Raw genomic sequence first — 15,605 nt, forward strand, 5'->3', positions numbered from 1 at the left:
GCGCGCGGCCGACGGTCGTCCGGTGACGGAGCGCGACCCCGTCCGCGCCGCGCACGCAACCCATTGGAGAATGCCATGTCTAGCCCACGACTCGACATCTGCATCATCGGCATGGGCCCACGAGGACTCTCGGTGCTGGAGCGGATCTGCGCCAACGCCCGGGAGATCGCGCCGCACCGGCGGATCGCCGTGCACGTCGTGGACCCCCACCCGGCGGGTGCGGGTCAGGTCTGGCGCACCACGCAGTCGCGGCACCTGTTGATGAACACCGTCGCCTCGCAGGTGACGATGTTCACCGACGCCAGCGTGGACCTCGAAGGTCCGCTCCTACCCGGCCCGAGCCTGCACGAATGGGCTCGGTTCCTCACCCTGATGGGGCCCTTCGACGGGCACCAGTACCCGTCCGACGTCCTGGACGAGGCCGCCGCCCTGGGGCCGGACTCGTACCCCACCCGGGCCTTCTACGGGCACTACCTGCGCTGGGTCTTCCAACGCGTCGTCGACACCGCGCCGGACCACGTCCGCGTCCACACCCACCGGTCGCGGGCCGTCGCCCTCGACGACGGCGCCCACCCCGCCGCGGCCCCCACGCCGTCCCGGGACGCCGAGCACGGCTGCCGCCGCCTCCAGACCGTGCACCTGGAGGACGGCACCCGGCTCGGGGACCTGCACGCCGTGATCCTCGCGCAGGGCCACCTGCCCACCCGCGCCACCTCGCGCGAGACCGCGCTGACCCGCTTCGCGGCCGAGCGCGACCTGGTGTACTTCCCGCCGGCCAACCCGGCGGACGCGGACCTCGCCCGGGTGCGCGCCGGGGAACGCGTCGGCCTGCTCGGCCTGGGCCTCAACTTCTTCGACTACATGGCGCTGTTCACCGTGGGCCGCGGCGGCCGCTTCGAGCGCCGGGACGACGGCTCGCTGCGCTATCTGCCGTCCGGCGACGAGCCGCGGCTGTACGCCGGCTCCCGCCGCGGCGTCCCCTTCCACTCCCGCGGCGAGAACGAGAAGGGCCCGTACGGGCGGCACGTGCCCGTGGTGCTCACGCCCGAGGCGATCGCCGACCTGCGCGCACGGGCGGCCGGCGGGGCGGGCGTCGACTTCCGCCGCGACGTGTGGCCGTTGGTGGCGAAGGAGGTGGAGACCGTCTACTACACCACCTTCCTCGCGGCCGAACAGGGCGTACGGGCCGCCGAGAGCTTCCGTCGACGCTATCTCGCCGCGCCCTGGAACACCCCGGCGGAGACCCGCGTCCTGGACACCTTCGGCTTCCCCCGGGACCGCCACTGGGACTGGGAGCGGATCGCCCGCCCCTACGGCGACCGGACGTTCACCGGCCCCGACGACTTCCGTGCCTGGCTGCTGGACCACCTCCGCCACGACATCGCCGAGGCCCGGGCCGGCAACGTCAGCGGACCGCTGAAGGCCGCCCTGGACGTCCTGCGCGACCTGCGCAACGAGGTGCGGCTGGTCGTGGACCACCGTGGCCTCACCGGCCACTCCCACCACCGGCACCTCGACGGGTGGTACACACCGCTGAACGCCTTCCTGTCCATCGGCCCGCCCGTACGGCGGATCGAGGAGGCCGTGGCACTGATCGACGCGGGCGTGCTGGAGGTCCTGGGCCCCGACGTGACCGCGCACGCCGACGCCGGGGCCGGGACCTTCGCCCTGCGCGCGGGTGCCGTCCCCAAATCCGAGGTGCGGACCTCGGTCCTCATCGACGCCCGGCTGCCCGACACCGACCTGCGCCGGACCGCCGATCCGCTGCTCGGCCGCCTCCTGGCCGACGGCGGGTGCCGGGCGTACGGGATACCCGACCCCGACGGCACCGTGTACCGGACCGGCGGACTGGAGGTGACCGAGCGCCTCTACCGCCTGGTCGACGCGGCGGGCCGCCCCCACCCGCGGCGCTTCGCCTTCGGCGTGCCGACGGAAGCGGTCCACTGGGTGACCGCCGCCGGCATCCGTCCGGGCGTCAATTCGGTGACGCTCAGCGACGCCGACGCCGTCGCCCGGGCCGCCCTCGCCCTGGTCGCGAAGGCGACCGCCACCGCATCCGAGAGCACGAAGGCGACGGTATGAGATCACCGAACTCCTCCTCCCCGGACGTCGACCTCGCCCCGGACTCCGGGCTGCTCTCGCCGGTGCGCGCGGGCGCCCCGGCGGAGGCGGCCACCTCCGACCGGGCCTGGCTCCAGGCGCTGTTGGACGCCGAGGCGGCCCTGGTCCGGGCCCAGGCCCACCTGGGCGTGGTGCCCGAGGAGGCCGCCGCGACCATCACCCGGACCGCCCGGGCCGACCGGCTCGACCTCGTCGCGCTGGCCCGGCGCAGCCGCGGCGCCGCCAACCCGGTGGTGGCACTCGTCGAGGAACTGACGTCCGCGGTCGCCGCGACCGATCCGGCCGCGGCCGAGTACGTCCACCGCGGTTCCACGAGCCAGGACATCATGGACACCGCCGCCATCCTGGTCGCCCACCGGACCACCGGCCTGCTCCTGGCCGATCTGGACCGGGTGGCGGCGGCGCTGGCCGAACTCGCCGCGCGGCACCGGGACACCCCCATGCCGGGCCGCACCCTGGCGCTGCACGCGGTGCCGGTCACCTTCGGACTGAAGGCCGCCGGCTGGCTGCAGGCCGTCCAGGAGGCGGGGGCGCAGCTGCGCACCCTGCGCGACCGGCTGCCGGCCCAACTCGGCGGGGCGGCCGGCACGTTGGCCGGCTATGTGGAGTACGCCCGGATCGCCGCGCGCCCCGACGTCCCGGGCTACGCCGACCGGCTGATCGCCGCCTTCGCCGCCGAACTGGGCCTCGCCGAGCCGGTGTTGCCCTGGCACACCGCACGCGGTCCGCTGGCCCGGCTCGGGGCGGCGCTCGCCGAGGTCACCGGGGCGCTCGGCAAGTTCGCCGTGGACGTCCAGACGCTCTCGCGCACCGAGATCGCCGAGGTCGCCGAGCCGGCGGCGGCCGGCCGGGGCGTCTCGTCGGCGATGCCGCACAAGCGGAACCCCGCCCTGGCCACCCTCATCCGCTCGGCCGCCCTGCAAGTGCCCGCCCTCTCCCTGGTGTTGGCCCAGGCGATGCTCGCCGAGGACGAGCGGCCGGCCGGTGTCTGGCACGCCGAGTGGCAGCCGATGCGGGAGTGCCTGCGGCTGGCCGGCGGCGCCGCGCACACCGCCGTGGAGCTGGCCGAGGGGCTGACCGCGCACCCCCGGCAGATGGAGCGCAATCTGGCGCTGACCGGCAGCCTGCTGATCACGGAGCGGCTCGCCGCGGTGCTGGCCCCCGTGGTCGGCAAGGTCGCCGCGAAGTCGCTGATGAGCCGTGCCGCCGCCGAGGCGGTCCGCACCGGCCGACCGCTCGGCGCCGTCCTGCCGGACCTCCCCGAACTGGCCGGCCGCTTCGACGAGGCCGCGCTCGCCGAACTCCTCGACCCCGGACGCTACACCGGTGCCGCCGGCGCACTCGTCGACCGGGCGCTGGCGCACTACCGCCGCACGGTCCGCCCGCGCTGACGGACCGCGTTCCCGCACCTCGGATCCACGTCCCGCCACGACCGCATCCGCACAGGCAAGGGGTACCGCGATGTCTCAGCCCGTTCCCGGATCCGGCCCGCACCGCCGGGCCCAGATGCGCCGCGTCGTGCTCTCCGGCCTGCTCGGCAGCACGATCGAGTACTACGACTTCATGCTCTACGGCACCGTCGCCTCGCTCGTGTTCGACAAGCTCTTCTTCACCGGCCTCTCGCCGCTGGCCGGGACGTTCGCCGCCTTCGGCACCTTCGCCGTCGGCTATGTCGCCCGCCCGCTGGGCGGGGCGCTCTTCGGCCACTTCGGGGACCGGCTGGGCCGCAAGGCGATGCTGGTGCTCTCGATGGTGCTGATGGGCGTCGCCAGCACCCTGATCGGGCTGCTCCCCACGCACGACCAGGTCGGCAACCTGGCGCCGACGCTGCTGGTCGCCCTGCGCCTGGTCCAGGGCGTCGCGGTCGGCGGCGAGTGGGGCGGGGCCGCGCTGCTGACCGCCGAGCACGCCGCCCGGCGCCGACGCGGCCTGCTCACCAGCCTCGTCCAACTGGGCGGCCCGGCCGGCACGGTGCTGTCCACCCTCGTCCTCACCCTGTTCGCCACCCTGCCCGACGAGCAGTTCCTGTCCTGGGGCTGGCGGGTGCCGTTCCTGCTGAGCGCCGCCCTGCTCGCCCTCGGCCTGTTCGTGCGGCTGAAGGTGACCGAGAGCCCGCTGTTCTCCCAGGTGCAGCAGAGCAACGCCGTCGTCCGCCGACCGCTGGTCGAGGTCCTCCGCACGCCCAAACCCCTGCTCCTGGCCTGTTTCGTGGTCTTCGCCGCCACCGTGTCCCAGGCGCTGACCAGCGTCTTCGTCATCAGCTTCGGCACCGGCGCCGGCTACGCGCGCACCGACCTCCTGATCGGCCAACTCCTCAACGGACTCGCCGCGGCCGTCGCCATGCCGCTCTCGGCGGCCCTGTCGGACCGGATCGGGCGACGCCCGGTCCTGCTGGGCGCGGCGCTCCTCCTCGGCGCGGTCGCCTTCCCGGTGTTCCTCATGGTCGGGACGGGTTCGGTGCCGCTGATGATGCTCGCGCTGGGTGTCCTCGCGCCGCTCCCGATGGGCGCGCTGCTCGGACCGGTGCCGGCCCTGTTCTCGGAGATGTTCGGTACCAGCACCCGCTACACCGGGGTGTCCATGGGTTACCAACTGGCCGCGGTCATCGGCGGCGGACTCGCTCCGCTGGCCGGCACCACCCTGCTGTCGGCCGCCGGCGGGCACGACCCCTCCCTGGTCGCCCTGTACATGCTGGTCGCCTGCCTGGTCAGCGCCACCGCGGTCTGGCTCACCACCGAGACCCGCGGCCACGACCTGGAACACGCCGCCGCGGCCTCCCAGCCGGAGCCGCTCGCCGGCCGCCTGTGAAGCCGCCCGCCGCCGCCGCGAAGGTCACCCCAACTCCCCTTTCTCTGCGAGAAGTTGGGTGGAATGGCCGAACGTCAGCGCCCGAATTCCGGCCCGCCAGGCGAGCAACTGCGCCCCGCCGGCGACCCGTTCCGCGTCCCGCCCGTGAGGAGGTCCGCACGCAGTGGCGTGCGGCGACCCGGAGCGGGCCGGGCCCGCAACAGCCGGGCGGCTCGGGCGCGCCGTCGTTGCTCCGTGCGGACGGATAACCTGGGCCCGTCAACGAAGATCGCAGAAGGGATGAGCACATGGCAGACATCGTGGAGACGGCGGCGCGGAAGGTCTTCGAGCGTTACGACATCGACGGGGACGGTCAGGTCACCGCGGAGGAGTACCAGAAGGTCGTTGCCGAGCTGGAGGGTTCTCAGATCACCGAGGCGCAGGCTCAGGAGCTGATCGACTCCCTGGACACCAACGGCGACCGCAAGATGTCCTTCGAGGAGTTCTGGGCGGCCATGAATGGCTGACACTGCCGGGTCCGGTACGTGAACGTGCCGGACCCGGTTCGTCATCCCGCCGATCCGGCGCCTGGCCGGGGATGCCGTCCCCCCCCCCGTGTCGCGAACCGGTCCGGCAGCTGCGCGACGGTCACCAACCGATCCCGGTCACCAACCGATCCCGGTCATCAACCGATTCCGGTGATCATCGACGCCAGTGACAGGAGCAACGCGCCCAGCGCCCCCACGGCTCCATGAAGTCGCAGCTCGCCCCGGACGCCCAGTCGGCGGACATACCGTGTGGTGGCCACGCCGAAAGCCAGACCGCCGACGATGAACCACTACGAACCACGCCACCCGGTCCTCGGCGAGCTTCACCAGGGACGGCGACACCGTCGTCCGCGCACCGAAGGTGAATCCCGTCGCCCAGGCGAAACTGGGTACCGCGAACAGGAGCCCCCACACCGCGGCAACGAGTCCCGGCCATGTGTCCGGCCGAAGGCGGAATGTCCGACGCGGGCCCGTACCCGCCGCATCGTCCACAGACAGCTTGAACGCCATGGCTCCATCCTGGGCGGATCACGACGACAAAAGGTCATCCGCAAGGATGATCGGCCGCCGCGCCGACGCCGGCACCACCGACTTCACCATGACGCACATGCGGAACCGACGGGCCAGTGACCGAATTTGATCACTATTGGTGATCGGGTTGGGACCCTAGGGTGATGACCTGGCCCGCGGTGCGCGGGAAGCTGATGCAGAGAAGGACGGACGAGGGTGACAGTCAAGATCTTCGAGGGCAGCGGCGTCGAGGTGTGCCCGAAGGGCTGGTACGCGGTCTACGAGCACGAGGACTTCAACACCAAGGAGAGGGGCCGCATCCTGCTCTCCGACCAGACGCTGGGCGACGTCCGGGCATTCGGCTTTGAAGGTCGTGTCCTGTCGGTGGTGGACCACACCGAGCAGAGCCTGGCCCTGCACGTCGAGGCCGGCTTCAAGGGCTTCGCCGCCCAGGTGGGCCCCCGTGACGAGCTGGGGTCCGTCGCGGAGAAGGACACCCGGGAGATCGACGACCTCGGTGCCATCGTGGGTGCCTCCCGTACCACCCTGGGTCCGGCGTTGAAGAACAGGACGGCCTCGATACGCATCTTCCCGCACGGCTCGGACGCCGCACAGGTGCGAGGGGACAGGCTGCCCGTGGAGGAGGGCACGTACATCCTCACCAACGTCGGTAGCGGCAAGGTGTTGGACATCCTCGGCAAGGAGAACGAGAGCGGGGCGAACGTCGGCCAGTACACCCGTCATGGCGGCGCCAACCAGCAGTGGACGTTCAAGGCCGTACGGCGCGCCGGCCGCCGGTCCCCGTGGGACGTCACCGGCGAGTACGAGATCACGTCCAAGGCCGGCGGGATGTTCCTCGACGTCGACAAGGCCGGTCTGCAGGACACCGCCAACATCCAGCAGTGGACGGGTAACGGTGGCACCAACCAACGCTGGTGGGTCTCCCCCCTCGGCGACGGCGTCTTCGTGATCAGCAGCGTCCTCAGCGGCAAGGCCGTGGACGTCGCCGGCATGTCGATGGACAACAGCGCGAACGTGCAGCAGTACACCTTCAACGACACCGACGCGCAGAAATGGCGCCTGGAGCGCGTCTGACGGCTTTGGTCCGAAGGCTCCTCAAGAACCGAGCAGGCCCTGCACACCGCAGGGTCTGCTCAACCCTCACCAGCGCACCGCACCCTCACCGTGGTGCCAGGCACGATCGCCGACCGCTCTCCGAGCACGTTGAGCCCCTGCTCGGAGAGCTGCGGTTCGGCTGGGGCCAGTGCCTCCGCCGAGTGCCCGTGCGCACGGTCGACGAACTCCGTTGTGCCTGGCAGCCGCGCAAAGGGGCCTGCTGAGTCGTTGTGGCGATCGGCAGGGAACTCGATGGGGGTTCGCCCCGACTACTGGAGCGGGTGGCGGAGATCTGTCCGCCGCTGCTGAGTGGATCTTGGAGGGTTTCGATGCGTTCTCGTGTGTGGGGCGGTACGGCGGTCGTCGTACTCGGCGGCCTGCTGGCGGCAGGTTGCGGGAGCGGAGTGAAGGACGCGTCGGACGGGGGCAGCGGGAAGGCCGCCTCCGGTGGCTACCCGGTGTCCGTCACCGACTGCATGGGGGCCAAGACCACCTTCTCCGAGGCTCCGAAGAAGATCGTCACCAGCAATGCCTCCAGCCTGGAACTGCTGCTCCGCCTCGGGGCCGGCGACAAGGTGATCGGTACGGGCTTCCCGCCGGGCAAGGGCGCCCTGCCCGGCGCGCTGGACGCGCAGGCGCAGAAGGTCGACGTGCTCGGCAAGGGCGTGATCCCGAAGGAGAAGCTGCTCGGCTCCGGTGCCGACCTGTATATCGACACGTTCGCGGCCATGGGCGGGATGGGCGGGGGAGGGATGGGCGACGCGCCGACCGAGGAGGAGTTCAAGGCGGCCGGGATCAAGCACATCTACCTGAAGTCCACCGCCTGCGCGGCGCAGCGCAAGGGTCCGGTGACGGACCTGTCGGCGGTCGAGGCCGACATCACCTCGCTCGGCGCGGTCACCGGTACGAGTGCCAGGGCGAAGGAACTCGTCGCGGGGATGAAGGAGAAGGTGGACGCCGTCCGGAAGGCCGTCGGCGGTACGCCGGAGGGCAAGCGGCCGACGTACTTCTTCTTCGACTACGAGGCCGGCACCAAGCAGCCCACCGTCATCTGCAACCGCCAGGTCGCCAACGCGGTGATCACCCTGGCCGGCGCCCGCAATGTCTTCGCCGACTGCGACGGCGACCGCAAGCAGGTCGGTTGGGAGGACGTGATCGCCAAGAACCCGGACTGGATCCAGCTCGGGATCCGCAACCGGGGCAGCGCGGCGGCGAACAGGAAGGCGTTCGACGAGGCGCAGCAGTGGCTGGAGAGCAATCCGGCCACCAAGGGCCTGACGGCGGTCAAGGAGGGCCACTTCCTGCGCATCGGCTCCGAGCAGACCACCATCGCCGGGGTCGAGAACGCCGAGACGGTCGAGGCGATCGCCAAGGCCCTCTACCCGGGCAAGGTCGGCTAGTCGTGATCTCGACGCTGTCCGCGTCCCGCCGCAAGGCCATGGACGCGAGCCGGGGTGACGGGAATCGGGACGGCGGGAACCGGGGCGGTGCGAGCCGGGGCGCGCGGAGTCTGCGCGCCGGACCGCTGGCGCTGGTCCTCGGCGTGGCGCTCCTCGCTGCGCTGACGGCCGCGGTGGCCTGGGGTTCGACGTCCATCCCGCCCGGGGAGGTGTGGAGCGTGGTGGGGCGGCGGCTGGCCGGTGAGGGCCCGCGGCCCGGCACGGACGATTTGATCGTGTGGCAACTGCGGGTTCCACGGGCGTTGCTGGCCGCGCTGGTGGGTGCCGGGCTCGGCCTGGTCGGTACGGCGGTGCAGGCGCTGGTGCGCAACCCGCTGGCCGACCCGTACATGCTGGGCATCTCCAACGGGGCGTCGCTCGGTGCGGTCGCCGCCATCGTCCTGGGGCTTGGCGCGGGCGGGGTGCTGGGCCTGGGCCTGTCCGGCGCGGCCTTCGCCGGCGCGCTGGCCACGTTCGTCCTGGTGTGGGTCATCGCCCGGCGGGGCGGGGGATTCGCGCCGCTGCGGCTGGTGCTGGCCGGGGTGGCGATCGGCCAGTTCCTGTCCGGCTTCACCAGCTATCTGGTGTTGCAGGCCGGGGACGAGCAGCAGACGCGCAGCGTGCTGTTCTGGCTCATGGGCAGCCTGAGCGGCGCCAGTTGGCCGCTGCTGGTGGTGCCCGCGGTCGTGGTGCCGGCCGGCCTGCTGTGGTTCCAGGCGCGTGCCCGGGCGCTGAACGCCCTGCTGATGGGCGACGAGACGGCGGCCGGACTCGGCGTCAACGTCACCCGGCTGCGCCGGGAGCTGTTCGCGGTGACCAGCGTGGTGACCGGCGTCCTGGTCGCGGTGTCCGGCGCGATCGCCTTCGTCGGTCTGATGGTGCCGCATGCCTGCCGCCTGGTCGTCGGCGGCGACCACCGCCGCCTGTTGCCGCTCTCGGCGCTGTTCGGCGCGCTGCTCCTGGTGGTGGTCGACATCGTCTGCCGTACGGCGATGGACTCGCAGGAGCTGCCGGTCGGCGTGGTCACCTCGCTGATCGGCGCTCCGGCGCTGTTGTATCTGCTGGACCGGCGCCTTGGGAGCGGCAGTTGAGAATCGAGATCGAGGACCTGCACGTCGCCTACGCCGGCCGCACGGTCGTGGCGGGGGCCGATCTGGTGGCGGCCGAGGGGGAGATCACCGGCCTGGTCGGGCCGAACGGCAGCGGCAAGTCCACGCTCCTGCGCACCGTCTACCGGCACCTGAAGCCCACCGCGGGCCGGGTGCTGTTGGCGGGCACCGACCTGCGCGAGCTGTCCGCGGTCCGGTCGGCGCGGCATGTCGCCGCGCTGCCGCAGGAACGGGGCAGCGACTTCGAGCTGACCGTGCGCGAGGTGGTCGCGATGGGGCGGACGCCGTACAAGCGGGCCTTCGCGGGCGATGACGCCACCGACCGGGACATCGTCGTGCGAGCCCTCGCCGACGTCGGGATGGAGGCGGCGGCCGGGCGCCGGTTCACGGCTCTGTCCGGCGGCGAACGCCAACGCGTGCTGCTGGCCCGCGCGTTCGCCCAGAACCCGGACGTCCTGGTCCTGGACGAGCCGACCAACCACCTCGACATCCGCCACCAGGTCGAACTGCTCGCGCTGCTGCGCGCCCAGTGCCGTACGACGCTGGTGTCGCTGCACGACCTCAACGCGGCCGCCGCCGTGTGCGACCGGCTGCACGTCCTGCACGGCGGGGCCGTGGTCGCCTCCGGGCCGCCCCGCGACGTCCTCACTCCCGGCCTGCTGGCCGAGGTGTTCGGGGTGCGGGCGGCCGTGGTCGACCACCCCCTCACCGGTGACCTCCTGATCGCCTTCGATCACCGGGCGGCGGTCGGCGCGGAGGCGGCTGCGGCGGTGGAGGTGGGCACCGGCGGTTGAACGCATCGGTGGTTGAACGCACCGATGGATGACCGCGGCCGGGCGGGACGGTGCTTGCGTCCTGCCCGGTCTGCGGCTCCTTCCGGGCGATCAGGCGGCGAGTGGGGCGGCGACGCGGTAGCCGGCTTCGACGATGGCCGCGCGCAGCCGCTCGTCGTCGAGGTCCGTGCCGCGCACCGTGACGGCCTTCGCGGCGAGGTCCACCTCGACCTCGCGCACGCCGGGCACCTCGGAGACTTCTTCCTTGATGCTCGCCACACAGTGCTCACAGCTCATGCCGGTGACGGTGTACTGCTTCTGGGCCATGGGAGAACTCCTGGGTGTCGGTGGGCTTCCGGTTGCGGACCGATCCGCGGGTGCGGAGGGTGAGGGCGACGCCCTCACCTAGGAGTCGGCCGGGTGGAGCATGGAGTTCCGCGGATCGGTGGGGGAGTGCGGCCATTCCGCTCGGCAATCCGGACGCCACTAGCGGAACCCGACCCGCCGTGCTGGTCAGCCCGGAAAACCAGCCTGCAGGTCACTTTCTTGGGCGGAGCCGGGAACTCACCTTCGATTCCTCACGACTCCTCAGACGGGACTGCCGTCGGGTAGTCCGCTCTTGAGGATGAGGGGGGAAGGGTGACACAGCACGTTCCCGGTGCGGAACCGCCCGGTCGCACACCCGCCGGCGAGGACCGCTGGGCGCTGGTCGCCGTGTCGGGTGTGTTGGCGTTCGTGGCGATGCTCGACATGAACATCGTCAACGTGGCCCTGGCGGACATCGCCGACGGTCTGCAGGTGTCCACCGCGACTGCCCAGTGGGCGGTGCTGGGCTACCAACTGCCCGTCGTGGCCTTGCTGTTGCCGGTCGGCCGGTGGCTCGACGGAGTGGGGCTGCGCTCGGCCGTACTGACCGCGACCTGTGGGTTCGGCCTGTGCAGCGCCCTGGCCGCCGCCGCACCCTGGGCGGCCTGGCTGATCGCCGCCCGCCTCGTGCAGGGTGCCTTCGCTGCGGTGCTGTTCGTGCTGATGCCGGTCCTCGCGGTCCGTTCCGTACGACCGGAGAAGCGTGGGCGGGCGATGAGCGTGCCCGCCACCCTGGGGCCGCTGGGCGCGGTGACCGGACCGGCCGTGGGCGGGCTGCTGTTGGACCACCTGGGCTGGCACGCGGTCTTCCTGGTGAAGATCCCTTTCTGTGTGCTCGCCCTGGTCGTGGCCTGGAGGGTCATGCCGCGGGACGGCGGGTTGCGCCGGCCCGACCGGCGGTCCGTGGCGGACGCGCTGCTGGTGGCCTCGGGCGTGGCGGTCCTGCTGCTGGCCTTGACCCTGGCGTCGGACCGCCCGGCGTGGCTGGTGCTCGGGCTCGCGGCGGTCCCGACGCTGTGGTGGTGGTCGCGCGGTCCGGGCGGCCGGCCGGTGGCCGGTGTGCTGCGGGCCACGGGGCTGTTCCGGGCCCACGGCGCGGTGCTGTCCCTCGCGGCCGGGTTCGCCGCCATGCACTACGTGGTCGCTCTGCACCTGCAGCGCGACAACGGTGTCAGCGCCACCACGACCGGGTTGACCGTCCTCGCCTTCCCCCTCGGCATGGGGCTGGCCGGGCAGATCGGCGGGCGCCTCGCCGACTGGTATGGCGCCCGGCCGGTCGCGGTCACCGGTGCCGTCGTCACCGCCACCGGTCTGCTTCTGCTGGTCCCGCTGGGCGGCGGCTGGTCACCGCTGGAGGTGGCCTGGCGGCTGGCGTTGGCAGGCGTCGGCATGGGCCTGAACGGCGGCCCCACCCAGGCCCTGGTCATGGGCGCCGCACCACGGGACCGGACCGCGACCGTCGGATCCACGATGCAACTCGCCCGCACGCTCGGCTTCACTCTCGGCCCCGCCCTGGCCACCGCCGCCTGGGGGCTGGCCGGCCCCGACCAGGGCGTACGAGCCGGGCTTGCGCTGGCGGCCACGGCCGCCTGCGTCGCCGTGCCCCTGCTCGCCCTGCCCGGCAGAAGAAGACTCGCGCCCGGGCCCGAGAAGACGACCGACGCGGCGCCCGCCGCCCACAACTGACCAGGGAGTCACGCGCATGTGCGGAATCACCGGATGGGCGTCGTTTCACGGCGACGCCCGCACCCAGGCGCCGGTCATCGAGGCCATGACCGCCACCCTCACCCCGCGCGGCCCGGACGCGGGCGGTGTCTGGCTCGGCGAGCGCGCCGCGCTCGGCCACCGCCGCCTGGCCGTCATCGACCTGGCCGGCGGCGGGCAGCCGATGACCGATCGTCCCGACCGGCCGATCCACGTCCTCAGCTACAGCGGCGAGGTCTACAACCACCACGCACTGCGGGTCGAACTCCGGGGCCGGGGCCACCACTTCCGCACCCGCAGCGACACCGAGGTGGTCCTGCGCGCCTACGCCGAGTGGGGCGAGGACGTCGCCAGGCACCTGGAGGGCATGTTCGCCTTCGCCGTCTGGGACGAGCGTGCGCAGCGGCTGCTGCTGGTACGCGACCGCCTCGGCGTCAAACCGCTGTTCTGGGCCGCCGTCGACGGCGGCCTGGCCTTCGCCTCGGAACCCAAGTCCCTGTTCGCCCACCCGGAGATCCGGCCCCGGGTGGACGCCGACGGGCTGCGGGAGGCGTACAGCCTGCTCTTCAACACCGGGCCGACCGTGTGGTCCGGGGTACGGGAAGTGGAGCCCGGCGGGCTGCTCGTCCTGGACCGGGACGGTATCCGCGAGCGCCGCTACTGGCAGCTGGAGGCCGACGTCCACGACGACGACCGGGACACCGCCGTCGAGCGGATCCGCACGCTGGTCGACTCGGCGGCCCGCAGCCAACTGGAGGCCGACGTCCCGGTGTGCAGCCTGCTGTCCGGCGGCATCGACTCCACCGTCCTGACCGCGCTGCTCGCCGACGAACTCCGGCTGCGCGAGGGCCCGGACGCCCGCATCCGCTCCTACGCCGTCGACTACAGCGACCAGGCCGAGGAGTTCACCGGTGACGTGCTGCGCACCGGTCACGACACCCCGTACGCCACCGAGGCCGGCGCCTTCATCGGCACCGACCACAGCACGGTCGTCCTCGACCCGCTGGCCCTGCTCGACCCCGAGCACCGCAAGGCGGTCGTGGTGGCCAGGGACTCGCCGATCGGCGTCGGCGACATGGACACCTCGCTGTACCTGCTGTTCGGCGAGATCCGCCAACACTCCACCGTGGCCCTCTCCGGCGAGGCGGCGGACGAGGTGTTCGGCGGCTACCCCTGGTTCCACAGTCCGAAGGCGCTGGCCGCGGACACCTTCCCGTGGCTGCTCGTCAACGGCGACGACGCCGCGATGCCGCTCAACCCCGAACTCGACCTGCACATGGCGGAGTTCCGCCAGGACACGTACCGCAGCGCGCTGGCCGCCGTACCGCATCGGGACGGCGAATCCCCCGCCGAGCACCGGCAGCGCGAGATGCAGCACCTGTCCCTGACCCGCTGGCTGCGCCAACTCCTCCACCGAAAGGACCGGTTGAGCATGGCCCAGGGCCTGGAGGTCCGCGTCCCCTACTGCGACCACCGCCTCGTCGAGTACGCCTTCGCCACGCCCTGGGCGCAACTGAGCTTCGACGGCCGGGAGAAGAGCCTGCTGCGCGCCGCCGGCGCCGGGCTCGCACCCGACTCCGTACTGCACCGGCCCAAGAACCACTACCCGGCCACCCACCACCCCGACTACAACCGCGGCCTGCAGGACCTCGCCCGCGACGCCCTGTCCAGCGAGCAGGTCCGCGCCCTGGCCGACGAGCCCCGCCTCAAGCCCTGCCTCGACACCCCGCCCGACCTGCTGGTGTGGGGCCACCGCCTCCGCCTCGAACGTGTCGTCGACCTGGCCCTGTGGCTGGACCACCACCGGCCCGAACTCGCCCTCTGAGGAGCCCTCACATGACCATCCAAGAACCACCCCTGTCTGCCGTGGAGCCGAAGCCCCGGCCCGAGCCCCTGCCCGACCCGGTCCCGCTGACGGGCTGCCCCTACAAGAGCGACCCCTACCCGCTCTACGAGCGGATGCGCGAGGCCGGCCCCGTCCACCGCGTGCTCTTCCCCAGCGGCGTACACGCCTGGCTCGTCACCGGCTACGACGCCGCCTACGCCGCCCTGAACGACGAACGCCTGGGCAAGAACCACGACCGGGGCAACGACCGCTGGCGCGCCCGCGCCTCGATCATGCCCGAACCCCAGCACTCCCAGCTCCAGGCCCACCTCCTCCATCAGGACCCGCCCAAGCACACCCGCATGCGGCGCTTCGTCACCGACGCCTTCACCCCCCGCCGCATCGAGAGCCTGCGCCCCCGCTTCCAGGAACTGGCCGACGCCCTCATCGACGCCCTCCCCGAAACCGGCCCCGCCGACCTCGTCGCCGGCTTCGCCGCCCTCTTCCCCTTCCAGGTCCTCGCCGAAGTCATCGGCCTCCCACAGCAGTTGGCCGCCCGCTTCGACCGCGACTGGGGCAAGGTCGTCCAGCCCGTCGGACCCACCGACCCCGGACGACCGCTGTACGAGGCCCGACTGCACGGCCTGCAGAGCTACATAGCCGACATCGTCGCCCACAAGCGCGAACACGGGGACGACGACCTCCTCAGCCGCCTCGTCGTGGCCCGCGACCGCCGCGAACTGTCCCAGGAGGAGCTGGACTCCATGATCTTCCAGCTCCTCGTCGCCGGCCAGGAACCGGTCACCAACCAGATCACCACCGCACTGATCGCCCTGTTCCGCCACCCCGAGCAGCTCGCCCGCCTGCGCGACGAACCCGACCTGCTGCCCCGTGCCGTCGAGGAACTCCTCCGCTACGACAGCGCCTTCGAACTGACCACCTGGCGCTTCCTCGACCGGGACGACGACCTGTACGGCACCGAAGTCCCGGCCGGCGACTCCGTGATCGTCTCGCTGTGCGCCGCCAACCGCGACCCGCGCCGCTTCCCCGACCCGGACACCCTCGACCTCGACCGCACCCCCAACCCGCACCTCGCCTTCGGTCACGGCATCCACTTCTGTCCCGGAGCGGCCCTCGCCCGCGCCGAACTCCAGGTCGCCCTGGGCGCCCTGCTCACCCGGCTCCCCGGCCTCCGCCTCGCCATCAGGGACGAGGACATCGCGTGGATCCCGGCAGTCCTCGGCCGCGGCACCAACCACCTGCCCGTCAGCTACGACCGACGCCGCTGACACCAGCCGCCGGCTGAC

At 72.4% G+C, this 15,605-nt stretch carries 12 protein-coding genes; 11 read left to right on the plus strand and 1 reads right to left on the minus strand.

What is annotated here, in order from left to right:
- The first annotated feature begins 75 nt into the window (after positions 1-75).
- From MOV08_RS34880 to MOV08_RS34915, 8 genes are all read left to right on the plus strand, one after another.
- A complete protein-coding gene (locus MOV08_RS34880) occupies positions 76-2,082 on the plus strand; it encodes an FAD/NAD(P)-binding protein (protein ID WP_275310251.1) in 2,007 nt (668 codons plus the stop codon).
- Positions 2,079-3,512 (plus strand): nitrosuccinate lyase, encoded by a 1,434-nt coding sequence (locus MOV08_RS34885; RefSeq protein WP_275310252.1) that lies wholly within the window; start codon positions 2,079-2,081, stop codon positions 3,510-3,512. Before MOV08_RS34880 ends, MOV08_RS34885 begins: the two co-directional genes overlap by 4 nt.
- Before the next feature lie 70 nt (positions 3,513-3,582).
- Positions 3,583-4,929 (plus strand): MFS transporter, encoded by a 1,347-nt coding sequence (locus MOV08_RS34890; RefSeq protein ID WP_275310253.1) that lies wholly within the window; start codon positions 3,583-3,585, stop codon positions 4,927-4,929.
- A gap of 287 nt (positions 4,930-5,216) precedes the next feature.
- On the plus strand, positions 5,217-5,435 hold the full coding sequence (locus MOV08_RS34895) for an EF-hand domain-containing protein (protein ID WP_039638309.1): 219 nt from the start codon (positions 5,217-5,219) through the stop codon (positions 5,433-5,435).
- Between the two features lie 747 nt (positions 5,436-6,182).
- On the plus strand, positions 6,183-7,061 hold the full coding sequence (locus tag MOV08_RS34900) for an RICIN domain-containing protein (RefSeq protein ID WP_275310254.1): 879 nt from the start codon (positions 6,183-6,185) through the stop codon (positions 7,059-7,061).
- A gap of 350 nt (positions 7,062-7,411) precedes the next feature.
- Positions 7,412-8,482 (plus strand): ABC transporter substrate-binding protein, encoded by a 1,071-nt coding sequence (locus tag MOV08_RS34905; protein ID WP_275310255.1) that lies wholly within the window; start codon positions 7,412-7,414, stop codon positions 8,480-8,482.
- A gap of 2 nt (positions 8,483-8,484) precedes the next feature.
- A complete protein-coding gene (locus tag MOV08_RS34910; RefSeq protein WP_420834238.1) occupies positions 8,485-9,612 on the plus strand; it encodes a FecCD family ABC transporter permease in 1,128 nt (375 codons plus the stop codon).
- A complete protein-coding gene (locus MOV08_RS34915) occupies positions 9,609-10,424 on the plus strand; it encodes an ABC transporter ATP-binding protein (protein WP_275310256.1) in 816 nt (271 codons plus the stop codon). The genes MOV08_RS34910 and MOV08_RS34915 overlap by 4 nt, the downstream gene beginning before the upstream one ends.
- A gap of 90 nt (positions 10,425-10,514) precedes the next feature.
- Here MOV08_RS34915 and MOV08_RS34920 read toward each other — a convergent pair whose 3' ends face one another.
- Positions 10,515-10,730: a heavy-metal-associated domain-containing protein gene (locus MOV08_RS34920; RefSeq protein ID WP_039638316.1), complete on the minus strand. Its 216-nt coding sequence runs from the start codon at positions 10,728-10,730 to the stop codon at positions 10,515-10,517.
- Between the two features lie 312 nt (positions 10,731-11,042).
- Here MOV08_RS34920 and MOV08_RS34925 point away from each other — a divergent pair, with 312 nt between their 5' ends.
- Genes MOV08_RS34925 through MOV08_RS34935 form a run of 3 tightly spaced genes read left to right on the plus strand, consistent with a single transcriptional unit; the run spans position 11,043 to position 15,587 of the window.
- Positions 11,043-12,455, plus strand: coding sequence for an MFS transporter (locus tag MOV08_RS34925; protein ID WP_275310257.1), 1,413 nt, complete (start codon positions 11,043-11,045; stop codon positions 12,453-12,455).
- Positions 12,456-12,471: 16 nt separating this feature from the next.
- Positions 12,472-14,298 carry an asparagine synthase (glutamine-hydrolyzing) gene (asnB, locus tag MOV08_RS34930; RefSeq protein ID WP_275310258.1) on the plus strand — a complete coding sequence of 609 codons (1,827 nt, stop codon included), beginning with the start codon at positions 12,472-12,474 and terminating at the stop codon, positions 14,296-14,298.
- 11 nt (positions 14,299-14,309) lie between these two features.
- Positions 14,310-15,587 carry a cytochrome P450 family protein gene (locus MOV08_RS34935; RefSeq protein WP_275310259.1) on the plus strand — a complete coding sequence of 426 codons (1,278 nt, stop codon included), beginning with the start codon at positions 14,310-14,312 and terminating at the stop codon, positions 15,585-15,587.
- The last annotated feature ends 18 nt before the right edge of the window (positions 15,588-15,605 follow it).

It is taken from the genome of Streptomyces yunnanensis (assembly GCF_029011865.1).
GTDB lineage: Bacteria > Actinomycetota > Actinomycetes > Streptomycetales > Streptomycetaceae > Streptomyces > Streptomyces yunnanensis.

Excerpts from the sequence above, each read along its gene's own strand:
- MOV08_RS34880 (WP_275310251.1), top strand. The coding sequence starts at position 76 with ATGTCTAGCCCACGACTCGACATCTGCATCATCGGCATGGGCCCACGA.
- asnB (WP_275310258.1), top strand. The coding sequence starts at position 12,472 with ATGTGCGGAATCACCGGATGGGCGTCGTTTCACGGCGACGCCCGCACC.
- MOV08_RS34895 (WP_039638309.1), top strand. The coding sequence starts at position 5,217 with ATGGCAGACATCGTGGAGACGGCGGCGCGGAAGGTCTTCGAGCGTTAC.
- MOV08_RS34890 (WP_275310253.1), top strand. The coding sequence starts at position 3,583 with ATGTCTCAGCCCGTTCCCGGATCCGGCCCGCACCGCCGGGCCCAGATG.
- MOV08_RS34935 (WP_275310259.1), top strand. The coding sequence starts at position 14,310 with ATGACCATCCAAGAACCACCCCTGTCTGCCGTGGAGCCGAAGCCCCGG.
- MOV08_RS34920 (WP_039638316.1), bottom strand. The coding sequence starts at position 10,730 with ATGGCCCAGAAGCAGTACACCGTCACCGGCATGAGCTGTGAGCACTGT.
- MOV08_RS34905 (WP_275310255.1), top strand. The coding sequence starts at position 7,412 with ATGCGTTCTCGTGTGTGGGGCGGTACGGCGGTCGTCGTACTCGGCGGC.
- MOV08_RS34885 (WP_275310252.1), top strand. The coding sequence starts at position 2,079 with ATGAGATCACCGAACTCCTCCTCCCCGGACGTCGACCTCGCCCCGGAC.